The organism is Bdellovibrio sp. HM001 (assembly GCF_055397275.1).
The window spans coordinates 1-13,045 of sequence record NZ_AP029174.1; the positions used below are offsets into that span (position 1 = coordinate 1).

Here is a 13,045-nt window from a genome sequence, read left to right on the forward strand (position 1 = left end):
GATACGTGGGGCATTAATAAAGCACAATGCGGCAATAAGGTCAACTGTTGAAAACTTCAGCTCCCCTTGTTAAGAGGACCCGGTACTTGAGGGGAAACACGTGGAATTAAACTCGTCTTTTTGGACACTTATCAAAACCAAGATGAAAAGCAGGAACGACAATAACAAGTTGTTGGATACCTGGCTGGACCCTATTGAGTACGTCAGCACCACGGGGCCAAGCGAACGCCCTCGTCTGGTCCTTGGTGTGCCCAACGCCCTTCATCAATACTTCGTGATTGAGAACCTTCAGGATAAGATTTATACAGAGATTTCAGATACTTATGGAAAACCCTTTGAAGTCGAGTTCAGTATTACGGGGAACAAAATAAATTCTCATATTGAGACATCCTCCACCCCGGACGAGCTTTTAAGTGGATCTGAGATCCTGCAGGCACAATTGGCGCGTGCTCAGAATATCCAGCCTACTCAACCAAGGTCTAGTACGGATAGTCTCAATTCAGATCTGACATTCTCTACCTTTGTCGTGGGGAAGAACTCAGAATTTGCCCATGCCGCCTGTTTTAACGTCGCCCGTAATCCGGGGGCCGATGATTATAACCCACTCTATATATATGGACCTGTGGGAATGGGTAAAACCCACTTGCTGCACGCTGCTGGAAATCATATTCGCGAACAATATCCGCAACTTAGAATTACATACATCTCGGCTGAACGCTTTATGAATGAGTGTATTTCAGCCATCCGCCGCCATGAAATGGATAAGTTCCGCCAAAAATACCGCGAGAACTCCGACATCCTTCTGGTCGACGACGTGCAGTTTATTGCTCGTGGTGAGGCTGTCCAGGAAGAGTTTTTCCACACTGTGAACAGCTTCATCGACAGCCGTAAGCAGGTCATCTTGGCCAGTGACCGGATGCCTAAAGATATCCACGGCCTGGAAGACCGCAGCCGCACCCGTTTGGAGCGTGGGTTGATCGCAGACATCACCATGCCGGATCTGGAAACGCGTATTGCCATCCTTCGCTACAAGGCCGAAAAGTTCAATGTGCGCCTTCCTGAAGACGTCGTGAACTACATAGCCAGAATATCCAAACGCTCGATCAGAGAGTTGGAAGGCAATCTGAAAAAAGTAAAGATGTTCTCTGAGCTCCAGGGTCTTCCGATTGATTATGACTTGGTGAAGCGCATTCTATCGCACCACGAAACTCAATCCACTATTTCTGTGGAAGAGATCATGAAGCTGGTCGCTGACCACTTTAAGGTGCGTGTTTTGGATCTAAAATCTTCCACCCGAGCGAAGCCGATTGTCGTTCCACGTCAAATCGCGATGTATCTGATTAAGAAGTTCCTGGATAAATCTTTGGTGGATATCGGGAAGTCTTTTGGTGGTAAAGATCACACAACTGTGATGAATGCTCTGGAACGGGTTAAGAATCTACAAGCAGCGGACCAGGATATTGCCAAGGATATCGAAGATTTAGAACAGCGTATCCACAATATCACAGGGGTGTGAATGTGGACTGTGGAAAGAGTTGTGGAAGAGTTTGGGGCTTAAAATGTGGATCAAAGTTACCCCCAAAAAAGGCTCAAAAACTGCAAAGTTGTACAGGGTCTTTATCCACAAATGTTTTTTAGTGTTTACATGCACTTAGGGGATTTGTTAGGTTTTCCACGCCCCTACTACTACTACTAGATATTTATATATATAGAATTAGATAATAAGAGCGTTCAAAAGAGGGTCTTTCATGAAATTAGAAATTGATAAGCGAGATCTGTTAAGCCTTATCGGAAAAACTCAGAACATTGTTGAGAAACGCAACACAATGCCAATCTTGATCAATGTTTTGCTGGAAGCAGACCAAAACACGTTGAAGGTTTTTGCCACAGATCTGGAAGTCAGCCTGACAGACCAAATCAAAGTTCAAGTTCATCAACCAGGCAAAGTCGCCGTCAGTGCAAAAAGTTTATTCGATATTGCCAAAGAACTTTCTGAAGGCCCTATCACTCTGATTAAAAAAGAAAATAACTGGCTGGAGATCAAACAAGGGAAGTACACATCCAAGATTGTGGGTATCTCTGCTGAAGAATATCCAATCTTCCCAACTTACAACTCTCAGGCTTTTATTAAAATTGATGCACAAGTTTTGAAAGAGATGATTGATAAAACAATCTACTCCGTTTCCACAGACGAAACTCGCTATCACCTCAATGGCGTCTTCTTTGAGCTCAATCCACAGTCTGGATTCAAAATGGTGGCAACTGACGGTCACCGTATGAGTTTGGTGAATAAACCATCCTCAGAAATCAAAGTGAATGCGACTCAAGGTGTGATCATTCCACGCAAAGGTCTTCATGAAATTAAGAAAATTCTTGAAAGCATCGAAGGCACTGTGGAAATAGCTGTGGAAGGCTCCCAATTCGTATTGAAACATTCATCAACAATTCTGATGATTCGTTTGATCGAAGGAAAGTACCCGAATTATCAACAGTTTATTCCACAGAAGCTTCCGCAAAAAGTGATGATCAGCCGTGATGCATTCCTGACTTCACTGAAGCGCGTTTCTTTGTTGGCAAATCAAAAGTCCAAAGCGGTGTTGTTGAATCTATCCAACGGTCGTATGGAAATTTCTTCCAACAATCCAGAGCTGGGTGATGCGAAAGAGGAAATCGAAGTGGATTACGCAGGTAACGAAATCAAAATTGGTTTCAATGCCAAGTACATCACCGACATCCTGACAAGTATGAACCAGGACAAGATCGATTTTGAATTGAACGATCACCTGTCCCCTGGTTTGATGAGACCTCACAACGATCAGACTTACACCTGCGTTGTGATGCCGATGAGAATCTAATGATCTTCGAACGACTGCGTCTGGTTAATTTCCGAAATTATCGGGACGTGGTCTTGTCCTTTTCTCCTCGAGTGAATGTCTTCCTCGGGGAAAACGGACAAGGGAAAACAAATCTCCTTGAGGCCATGTACATGATCTCTCAAGGGGACTCCTTCCGCTACTCTGACAATTCCACTTTGATTAATTCCCAGTACAGCGAATCCGTCATCCAGGCGCTGATCAGTCAAAATGAACTTCACTACAAACTGAAGATGGGACTTTCAAAAAGTCGCAAGGTTCTGACGTTAAACGAAAAACGTGTGAACTCGGCCGATGTTCGAAAAATCTTCGCTAGTGTTGTGTTTAGTCCGGAAAGTCTGGCTTCAATCAAAGAAGGGGCTGATCATCGCCGTGAATTGGTGGATGAACTGCTAGTCACTTTTGACCGCCGAAATGTGAGTTTGATTGCGGATTATCGAAAAGCCCTGAAAACGCGCAACAAGATCCTTAAGAACTTTTTAGAGGGCTTACAGGACAAAACGGTCACGGAAGGACTTTTGGAGTCCCTGGAGCCCCAATTTGTGCGTTTAGCGACCGATTTGACCCATGCCCGCATCACCGCTTTGGCAGGACTCTCCAAAGAGTTTAATAATGCCATGCAATACATTTCCGGTAACATGAATGTGGATATCTCGGTGGAATACCTGATTTCCGATCAAAACGCGGTGAGTTTTACACGAGAAGAAGTCGAAAATGCGCTCACCAAACGTCTGCGTGAACTGCATGATGCGGAGCTCTCAAGCGGGACAAGTTTGGTCGGTCCACATAAGCACGATATTGTGTTCCTATATGGGCAAAAAGACTCACGATTTTTCTGTAGCCAGGGGCAGCAGAGAGCGATCATTCTTTCTTTCAAAATGGCCCAAATTGTGTATCATAGGAAGGCTCACGGGACCTATCCTGTGCTGATGTTGGATGACGTACTTTCCGAGCTCGATAAAGCCAAAAGAGATGCACTGATTACGTTCTTACACGAGATCAATACGCAGATTTTTGTGACGACCACGGATTTCACGTTACCCGACTCTTTCAGCCTCGATCAGCTTTCCGTTGTGCGCATCAAGGATGGTCATATCCTTGAGTAGATCCTTTCGGTTTCTAAACCGGAAGCGAATGATGAACGCGACTTCTTCGAGAGTGTCGAAGGGTATGCAAAGCAATGAGGGGTTCCAGTGTCAGTAGAAGAACAAAAATCCTATTCGGCCGATTCAATTCAGGTTCTTGAAGGTCTTGAAGCAGTTCGTAAGCGTCCCGGGATGTATATCGGGGATACCGCTTTCAAAGGTTATCACCACCTTGTGTATGAGATTGTGGATAACTCGGTAGACGAACATTTGGCTGGCTACTGCAAAAAAATCAGTGTGTCCATCAATGCCGATGAATCCATCACCGTTGAAGACGACGGTCGTGGTATTCCGGTGGCGACTCAAACACAAACTGGTAAATCCGCTCTGGAACTGGTTATGACCGTTTTGCACGCTGGTGGTAAATTCGACGGCGGTGGTTATAAAGTTTCCGGCGGTCTGCACGGGGTTGGTGCTTCAGTTGTGAATGCACTATCTGACCGTGTGTCAGTTGAAGTTCAGCGCGATGGACACTTCTGGAGACAAAACTACGAGCGTGGAAAAATTCTGGCTCCTGTAGCAAAAGGTGAAGTAACAACAAAAACCGGAACGAAAGTAACTTTCAAACCGGATCGCACCATCTTCAAAGACGAAACTCTCAGTTACGATTTCACCACTCTTGCCAACCGTTTCCGTGAACTGGCTTTCTTGAATGCTGGCCTGCATATCTCTTTGACCGACGAACGCAACGGTAAAAAACAGGACTTCCAGTACTCCGAAGGTGTGGCTGAATTCGTCAAATACATGAATCAGTCCAAAAAATCCCTGCACAACGAAGTGATTTACTTCAAGGGCGAAAAAGACAATGTCGACGTGGAAATCGCCATGCAGTGGAATGACTCCTACTCTGAATCCATTTTCACTTATTGCAACAACATCAACACGCATGAAGGTGGTACTCACCTGGTCGGCTTCCGTGCCGCTTTGACTCGTACAACGAATGCGTATGCGACCGAAAAAAATCTTCTGAAAGATTTGAAAGCCAACCTTGAGGGTGAGGACATCCGTGAAGGTTTGGCGGCTGTGATCTCTGTCAAAGTTCGTGAACCTCAGTTCGAAGGTCAGACAAAAACCAAACTTGGTAATGCCGAAGTTAAGGGTATTGTCGAGACGATGGTGAATGAAAAGCTTGCGGACTGGATGGATCGCAATCCATCAGTGGCAAAAAATATCATCGGCAAGTGTGTGGAATCAGCACGTGCCCGTGAAGCTGCCAGAAAAGCCCGTGATCTGACCCGTCGTAAAACTGTTTTGGATGGCGGATCCCTGCCAGGGAAAATGGCTGACTGTCAGGAACGTGATCCGGCTCTTTGTGAACTGTACCTGGTGGAGGGTGACTCCGCGGGTGGTTCCGCAAAGCAAGGACGTGACCGTCGCACTCAGGCGATCTTGCCGTTGAAGGGTAAAATCCTGAACGTCGAAAAAGCGCGTTTCGATAAAATCATTTCTTCGGAAGAGATTAAGGTCATCATCTCTGCATTGGGTACCGGTATCGGCAAAGACAACGTGAATGTGGATAAAATCCGCTATCACAAAATCATCATCATGACCGATGCCGACGTCGATGGATCACACATCATGACGTTGCTTCTGACCTTCTTCTATCGCCAGATGCCGTTGGTGCTTGAGCGTGGTTATGTGTATATCGCCCAGCCACCTCTGTACCGCGCGAAAAAAGGCAAAGAGGAAACTTACCTGAAAAATGAAGCGGCTTTGACGGAATATCTTCTTAGCTCCGGTCTTGGAAACTTCAAAATCAAAGGTAAAGAGTCCCTGCCGGAAACAGAACTGCGTCAGTTGATCCTGAACATCCAGCGCTTCAATGATCTTCTGCGTGTTTCCTCCAAGAAATACGACAAGGACGTTTTATACTTCCTGTTGAGTAAAGTATCTGACTTTGAAAAAACCTTCACAGATGCCAAAAAGATTGAACAGGTTCTTACCGATCTGGGTGCCTGGGTTAACTCTGATCAGACCCTGGGTATTACTGAATACAAAGGCGAAGTTAAAACAGAAGCTGAAACAGGCAAAATCTATGCTGACATCTACACCGTTCGTTATGCTGACCGCATGACGACGAAATTCAGCACGGACAATCTGCGTTCTTCTGAAATCATCGAGCTTAGAAAAATCTGGGCCGATATTCAGGCGATCAGCACTCTGCCTTTGACCATTCTTGAAGGTGAAAACGAAGTTCAGTTTGAGAACTACAACGACTTCTACACTCACGTGATGGAATCCACGAAAAAAGGAATCTACATCCAGCGCTATAAAGGATTGGGAGAGATGAATCCAGAGCAGCTGTGGGAAACCACTCTGAACAAGGAAAACAGAACTCTTCTGAAAGTGACTATCGACGATGCTGTTGCCGCCGACGAAACCTTCTCCATCCTGATGGGTGAAATGGTTGAACCTCGTCGTCAATTCATCCACGACAACGCATTGTTGGCACGAAGCCTGGACGTTTAATTTTTAAGGGATTTGAAATTTTATGGAAAATAATCAAGAAGAAAAAGGCGTCACGTTAGTTGATATCAGCAAGGAGATGCGCGGAGCTTATCTGCAGTACTCCATGTCCGTGATCGTGGGCCGTGCGCTTCCCGATGTGCGTGACGGTTTGAAACCGGTTCACCGCCGTGTTTTGTTTGCTCAAAGTGAAATGAACAACCGCCACAACAGACCGTATTTGAAGTCTGCCCGTGTGGTGGGTGACGTGATCGGTAAATATCACCCGCACGGTGATGCTTCCGTTTACGATACCATGGTTCGTATGGCCCAGGATTTCTCTCTGCGCTACCCGCTTGAAGATGGTCAAGGGAACTTCGGTTCCATCGATGGTGACTCTCCGGCAGCCATGCGTTACACCGAGATCCGTCTGACGGCGTTGGCGGAAGAACTGCTGAACGATCTTGAAAAAGAAACAGTTTCTTTCGGTCCGAACTATGATGACTCTTTGTTGATCCCAACGGTTCTGCCCTCCAAGTTCCCAAATCTTTTGGTGAACGGTTCTGCGGGTATCGCGGTTGGTATGGCAACGAACATTCCTCCGCACAATCTGGGAGAGGTTATCGACGGATGTATTCATCTGATCAATCACCCTGACTGTCAGATTGAAGATCTCATGCAACACATTAAGGGTCCGGACTTCCCGACTTGTGGTGTGATTGCCGGTCGTGAAGGTATCTTGCAGGCTTACAAAAAAGGTCGTGGTATCGTCACAATCAAGGCAGTTGCTGAAATCGTTCAGGTCAAAGACCGTGAAGAGATCATCATCACTGAAATCCCGTACCAGGTGAATAAAGCCAAGCTGATTGAAAGCATGGCGGACCTGGTTCGTGACAAACAAATCGAAGGCATTTCGGACATCCGTGATGAGTCTTCGCGTGAAGGTATGCGTATCGTGGTTGTTCTGAAACGCGGTGAAAACGCCAGCGTGATCCTGAACAGACTTTATAAGTTTACTCAAATGCAGACGAGCTTCGGTATCATCATGCTGGCGCTGGATGCGAAGAATCAGCCAGTGACTTTCGATTTGAAGGGCATGCTGGAAGCGTTCGTGGATCACCGCCGTGACGTTGTTACGAAACGTTGTATCTTCGAATTGAAAAAAGCCCAGGAGCGCGCCCACATCCTGGAAGGTCTGAAAAAAGCCCTGGATCACATTGAAGAAGTGATCAAAACCATTCGTGCTTCCAAAGAGGCCAATGCCGCTCGTGAAGCTTTGATGGAAAAATTTGAATTCTCTGAAAGACAAGCCGTTGCGATCCTGGAAATGCGTTTGCAGCGTCTGACGGGTCTAGAGCGTGACAAGATCATCGCTGAACTGGCTGAGTTGATGAAACAAATCGACTGGTTGAAGTTCGTTCTTTCTGATGTTCGCGAAATCTACAAAATCATCGTTACCGAACTTGAAGACCTGAAAAAACGTTATGCCGATCCAAGACGCACCCAAATCACGGGTGACCTGAGTGATCTGGAAGATGAAGACCTGATTGCCGACGAACAAATGGTTGTGACTGTGACTAACACAGGCCTGATCAAGCGTATCCCGGTGGAAGAATACCGCGTGCAAAAACGTGGCGGTAAAGGTCTGAAAGGCATGGAGACCAAAGAAGAAGACTACGTCACGGACATCTTCTCTGCGAGCACCAAAACCATGCTGTTGGTCTTCACTGACAAAGGTAAAGTTTACTGGTGTAAAGTTCACCGTCTGCCTCTGGGCACCAGAACTTCCAAAGGGAAGTCTTTGGCCAACGTGGTTCAGCTTTCCAATGGTGAAAGCGTACGTGCGATTTTGCCGGTGAATGAGTTCAGTGAAAGTAAATACGTGGTGATGCTGACGGAAAAAGGTGTGATCAAGAAAACATCTTTGGATGCCTTCTCCAACCCAAGAACGGCCGGCGTGATTGCGCTGACGACCGATCTGGATGACGCGATTATCGACGTGAAAATTTCTGACGGTCAAAGTGATATCTTCATTGCAACCAAAGAAGGTATGTCCATCCGCTTCAATGAGGCTGATGTGCGTGGCATGGGCCGTACCGCCCGCGGCGTGAAAGCGATCACTCTGGCGAAGGACGATATCGTGGTGGCGATGGAAGTTCTTGAAAAGAACACCAAAGACACTATTTTGATGGTGACCTCCAAAGGTTATGGAAAACGCTCCGAAGTGGCCGAGTACCGTATTCAGTCTCGTGGTGGCGTGGGTATTATCACTCAAAAAACCACAGACAAAGTTGGTGTTGTTATCGGCACCAAAAAAGTGGCCGACAACATGGAACTTATCCTTTCTACAGACAAGGGTCAGGTTATCCGCATGAAGGTGACTGATATCTCTGTTCTTGGCCGTAACACTCAAGGTGTCCGCCTGATCAACATTGATGAGAAGGAAGAGACTGTAACCGGTGTTGCTGTTGTAACAGAGGATGAATCTGCGGCTGAAGAAGCAGCTCCAGAGGGAGTCACTCACTAAAATGATCAGAGCCTTGCTGGTTGCCCTAGTTTTGGCTCTGTCAGCCTGCTCTTCTCAGGAGGAAGCAGACTTTAAACAAGCGCAAAAATCCATATCCCAGGGACATTATCGAATTGCCCTGGGGTACCTGGATCAAGTCATTAAACGAGACGCCCCCAGTAAATACCCACTGGAGGCCGCTCGCGAAGCCGCCCGAATTTCCTATTTTGAAATCAAGGACTTTAAAAAGGCCGTCGCTTATCACCACTATATTGTGCTGAATTCCACTGACGAAAAAGAACGGCTGGAATCCCAAAGACAGATTGCTTCGATCTACTTCAATAACCTTCAGGATTATCAGGCATCCATTATTGAGTTCAGTAAGTTGCAGCAGATGCCTCACACGGATCTGGAGGCTGCTCAATATAAAATGAACATCGCGCGGGCTCAGTACTACCTGAACAACTTCTTTCAGGCCGAGTCGGAGATTGATTCCCTTTTGAAGCTTAAAAGTGACGACAATATCCGTTTTAGCGCGATGATGTTAAAAGGGAATATTCTGGTTGCGAAGAAAGACTTTAAGAACGCCGCAGTGATCTTTAAGGATCTGATTGATGACTATCCTGACAAAGCCGTGCAGGAGAATGTCGCATTGACCCTGGCGGTTTGTTACGAAGAGAATCTTGATTTCAAGAGTGCGATTGCCGTTTTGGAAGAACATCGCGGGAAATACAGTCCTCCGGAGTATATTGAACTGCGAATCAAGCGCCTTCAGGAACGTATGAAGAATGCCCCCGGCGCGAAAGGCTTCAGGAAGTAATGAAAAAGTATATAATCTTTGCATCCATCGGCTTTGAGCTTGTCGGTTTGATTCTGGGATGTTTTTACCTTGGGCAATACCTTGATCAGAAATATCAAACAAAGGGCCTAATCTTTGCCGGATTAAGCCTGGCCAGTTTGGTGGGCTGGTTGTGGAGGGTCATCTGGTTGCTGCAAAGAATGCAGAAACAAGATGAGAAAGAATCAGAATCCAAGAAACCACCCGGAACGCCATGAAATTTGTTCTTACCATTCAAGCCCTTCTTATCCTCCTAGGAGGCCTTCTTTTAGGGCTTTTTGCTGCGCCACAACACAATTATTCCTTCATTTCCGGTAGCTTGGTCATTTTTCTGAGCTTCTTTCTGGCGGGAATTGCCTGGGTCTTGATCTTCAATAAGAAATTGGTTGCCCTAGCTATCGGGATCATTGTATTTAAGTACGCGATTTTAGGGATTATTATCTTTAAGCTTGTTGCCTTGCCGTGGTTCGATACCTTGTGGTTCGCTCTCGGTGTTGCAAGTTTTATTCTTTCAGCACTCGCTTACGCGACGAAAGAAGCCTTAAGAGAAGGAAAAGAAGATGTCATTTAACTGGACACAACTGGCTCCTGGAGTAGGTCACGAATACGCACACGTTGCTACTTTGGGTATCGCAACTGTCGCAGCGTTTGGAATTGGTTTGATGGCAAGAGCTTCACTTGGAAAAGGTGAAACTGCTGTTATGCCTGCGAGCAAGTTCTCTCTTCGTGGGATCTTCGAACTTCTAACTGAAATGACATCCGGCCTGGCTGAGATGGTTATCGGTGAACACGGTAAGCACTACATCCCGTTCTTTGCTTCCGTCTTCTTCTTCATCTTGTTCAACAACTTGTTGGGTATGATTCCGGGTATGACTCCTGCGACAGAGAACATGAACACCACTTTCGGTTTCGGTGTTTTGATGTTCTTGTTCTATAACTTCCAAGGTGTGAAAGAAAATGGCCCGGTGGCTTATCTTAAACACTTCATGGGTCCGGTTATTTTCTTGGCGCCATTGATGTTCGTGATCGAGATCGTGTCTCACGTTGTTCGTCCGTTCTCTTTGGGTCTTCGTCTTGCGAACGTTATGATGGGTGACCACACGGTTCTTTCCGTGTTCCTGGATCTGGTACCAATCGGTGTACCAATTCCATTCTACATCATGGGATTGTTCGTTTGTTTTGTTCAGGCTTTTGTATTTACTTTGCTTTCAATGGTCTACGTGGCATTCGCGATTGCACACGATCACTAAAAGGCAAAATTTTAAACCATAAGGAGTTCACATGAAAAAAATGATCATCGCAGCTATCACTTTGCTTGCTTCTTCCGCTTTCGCTCAAGACGCAGCTGTTGCTGTAACTGAAACTGTTGTTGCTAACGCAGACCGCGGTCTTGTTGCTATCGCAGCAGCTATCGCTATCTCTTTGTCTGTTTTCGCGGGCGCTATGGCTCAAGGTAAAACAGCTTCCACAGCTTTGGAAGGTATCGCTCGTAACCCAGCGGCTTCTGGTAAGCTTTTGATCCCAATGATCTTGGGTCTAGCTCTTATCGAATCCCTAGTTATCTACGCATTGATCATCGCTTTGGGCTTGAAGTAATTCTGGCTTGATCTCTTGATCAAAAAGGCTGCTTAAACAGCTTTTACAAACCCACAACTTTCATCGGTTGTGGGTTTTTTATTTTCAAAATATGAATCCCTCTAGTTCGACTCTTCCAGGGGTTTTTTAAGACCGGTGCTCTCGTAAACCTTCACACTTTCTTTTTTTAAAAGATCCGCTTGAGTGCAGACGTCAGATAGCTCTTTAAGAAGAGCCTGGTCCTGACTATTTAAAGTCTTCGCCAAATCCACACAATCCTCCAGAACAAGGCGCAAAGACTGCTGAGCCTTTTGTGAAGTGTTGAAGACATACCGGTCGCTTCTTTCAATATCTTTGTGGCCGAAGCCATGCGGCCCGTGTGAGACATAGTAACTACGCAGAAGTTTTTCAATTGTGGTTTCTTCAAGACTGGCCGAACGCTCGAAGAACACCTGCATCTTTGCAAACAACACAAAGCTCTGAATGGTTCTGCGCTTGTGGTCTTCGTCGCGATACTGACCCATGTTGCGATAAATCTCTTTGGCTTCAAAAAAGTCTTCCTGTGCGTCTTCGGTGTGCATCAGATGAAGGGACTCGCGGGTGTTGTCAGTCATCATGCGGGCTCGGTCAAAAAGATAGTGAGCGTATTCATGAATGACGGTCCAGTCATCAGTGCTTTCAATCAAGAGGATGGTGGGTTTTTCAACTCAATAGGCGTAGTTGGACTCGGTCATGTAAAGACCGATGGCGCCTTCGGAAAATACTTTTAGGAACTTCTTGGGAATCATATCCTCAGTGGCGTAAGGTAAAAAAGGAACAGTCACGGGAAGATCTTCTGTATCTTTCACTCGATAAACGTCAATGCCCTGAGATTGTATATAGTCGATCTTCTGCTTCAGATTCATGCTTAGCATGGGTGTGAGCAGATTTAGTTGGATCTGCTTTTCGAAGTCCAAAGTGGTGCAATCCCGGCAGTCCGCCAAGGCCACGGAAGTTGATAGCAGCAATGAAAGAACAGCGGCGCCAAGAATTTTTGTGTGTCGAATCAGATTCATAGTCGCACCTCGGGGATATTGAGTTGCAAAGCTTATGACATCTCAGAGGCTCTAGATTACAGAGGAGACACACCAGGTGTCTAAGACTTTGACAGGGGACTTTTTCTGTCTTGAGGGGCTTTGCAGGCCTTGTTACTTTTGATCTATGAAGCATTTTGAAAACCGCTGGATCTATGAATTTTTCGAGGAAAAACCTGATGCCATTATCAAATCCATGTTCGGCGGACTGGCCTTGTACTATCAGGGGCAATTGAAGCTCGTGATCATGGAGGATGCTGGAAATGATCTCTATCGCGGAAAGAAGTATCCCTATGATATCTGGAATGGTCTGCTGATCTGCACATCGCGTGAACAGCACCCTGCCCTGCAGGCCCAGTTTCCTTCACTTGTTCTACATCCGGTATTGCCTAAGTGGCTTTATGTGCCCTTCACGTCAGAAAGCTGGGAATCCTTGGCAGATTCCATCATAAAACTTGTTCGCTCCGGAGACCCAAGAATCGGTGTCTGGCCACAGCAAAAGAAAAAAAAGAAAGTCTCTCGCAAGAAGGTTTCGAAAAAGATCTCGACCTCCAGGAAAACAAAAAGAAAATAGACATAAAAAAAGCCGG

The 13,045-nt window shown here is 46.1% G+C and carries 13 protein-coding genes; 11 read left to right on the plus strand and 2 right to left on the minus strand.

What is annotated here, in order from left to right:
• The first annotated feature begins 100 nt into the window (after window positions 1-100).
• The 10 genes from dnaA to ACZ5ZZ_RS00050 all read left to right on the plus strand — a co-directional run bounded on the left by dnaA (window position 101) and on the right by ACZ5ZZ_RS00050 (window position 11,403).
• Window positions 101-1,516 carry a chromosomal replication initiator protein DnaA gene (dnaA, locus tag ACZ5ZZ_RS00005; protein WP_464119149.1) on the plus strand — a complete coding sequence of 472 codons (1,416 nt, stop codon included), beginning with the start codon at window positions 101-103 and terminating at the stop codon, window positions 1,514-1,516.
• Between the two features lie 232 nt (window positions 1,517-1,748).
• Complete coding sequence (dnaN, locus tag ACZ5ZZ_RS00010; protein ID WP_464119151.1) at window positions 1,749-2,855, plus strand: DNA polymerase III subunit beta; 1,107 nt, start codon at window positions 1,749-1,751, stop codon at window positions 2,853-2,855.
• Entirely contained in the window at window positions 2,855-3,979 is a 1,125-nt protein-coding gene (gene recF / locus ACZ5ZZ_RS00015; protein WP_464119153.1) for a DNA replication/repair protein RecF, read from the plus strand. The genes dnaN and recF overlap by 1 nt, the downstream gene beginning before the upstream one ends.
• An 87-nt stretch (window positions 3,980-4,066) precedes the next feature.
• The gene (gene gyrB, locus ACZ5ZZ_RS00020; RefSeq protein ID WP_464119155.1) at window positions 4,067-6,487 is read left to right on the plus strand and encodes a DNA topoisomerase (ATP-hydrolyzing) subunit B; all 2,421 of its coding nucleotides are present in this window, start codon (window positions 4,067-4,069) and stop codon (window positions 6,485-6,487) included.
• A 22-nt stretch (window positions 6,488-6,509) separates the two neighbouring features.
• Window positions 6,510-8,990, plus strand: coding sequence for a DNA gyrase subunit A (gene gyrA / locus ACZ5ZZ_RS00025; RefSeq protein WP_464140698.1), 2,481 nt, complete (start codon window positions 6,510-6,512; stop codon window positions 8,988-8,990).
• A gap of 1 nt (window position 8,991) precedes the next feature.
• On the plus strand, window positions 8,992-9,789 hold the full coding sequence (locus ACZ5ZZ_RS00030; RefSeq protein WP_464140700.1) for a tetratricopeptide repeat protein: 798 nt from the start codon (window positions 8,992-8,994) through the stop codon (window positions 9,787-9,789).
• Complete coding sequence (locus ACZ5ZZ_RS00035; RefSeq protein WP_464119160.1) at window positions 9,789-10,025, plus strand: AtpZ/AtpI family protein; 237 nt, start codon at window positions 9,789-9,791, stop codon at window positions 10,023-10,025. The genes ACZ5ZZ_RS00030 and ACZ5ZZ_RS00035 overlap by 1 nt, the downstream gene beginning before the upstream one ends.
• The gene (locus tag ACZ5ZZ_RS00040) at window positions 10,022-10,378 is read left to right on the plus strand and encodes a hypothetical protein (protein ID WP_464119162.1); all 357 of its coding nucleotides are present in this window, start codon (window positions 10,022-10,024) and stop codon (window positions 10,376-10,378) included. The genes ACZ5ZZ_RS00035 and ACZ5ZZ_RS00040 overlap by 4 nt, the downstream gene beginning before the upstream one ends.
• On the plus strand, window positions 10,368-11,057 hold the full coding sequence (gene atpB / locus ACZ5ZZ_RS00045) for a F0F1 ATP synthase subunit A (protein ID WP_464119164.1): 690 nt from the start codon (window positions 10,368-10,370) through the stop codon (window positions 11,055-11,057). Before ACZ5ZZ_RS00040 ends, atpB begins: the two co-directional genes overlap by 11 nt.
• A 31-nt stretch (window positions 11,058-11,088) precedes the next feature.
• Window positions 11,089-11,403, plus strand: a complete 315-nt coding sequence (locus ACZ5ZZ_RS00050) for an ATP synthase F0 subunit C (protein ID WP_464119165.1) — start codon at window positions 11,089-11,091, stop codon at window positions 11,401-11,403.
• Between the two features lie 101 nt (window positions 11,404-11,504).
• Here ACZ5ZZ_RS00050 and ACZ5ZZ_RS00055 read toward each other — a convergent pair whose 3' ends face one another.
• Both ACZ5ZZ_RS00055 and ACZ5ZZ_RS00060 read right to left on the minus strand, forming a co-directional pair.
• Window positions 11,505-12,068, minus strand: a complete 564-nt coding sequence (locus tag ACZ5ZZ_RS00055) for a hypothetical protein (protein WP_464140702.1) — start codon at window positions 12,066-12,068, stop codon at window positions 11,505-11,507.
• A 21-nt stretch (window positions 12,069-12,089) separates the two neighbouring features.
• Window positions 12,090-12,437 carry a hypothetical protein gene (locus ACZ5ZZ_RS00060; protein WP_464140704.1) on the minus strand — a complete coding sequence of 116 codons (348 nt, stop codon included), beginning with the start codon at window positions 12,435-12,437 and terminating at the stop codon, window positions 12,090-12,092.
• A gap of 145 nt (window positions 12,438-12,582) precedes the next feature.
• On the opposite strand from ACZ5ZZ_RS00060, the gene ACZ5ZZ_RS00065 reads away from it, so the two are divergent.
• Window positions 12,583-13,029 carry a hypothetical protein gene (locus ACZ5ZZ_RS00065; protein ID WP_464132617.1) on the plus strand — a complete coding sequence of 149 codons (447 nt, stop codon included), beginning with the start codon at window positions 12,583-12,585 and terminating at the stop codon, window positions 13,027-13,029.
• Window positions 13,030-13,045 lie beyond the last annotated feature (16 nt).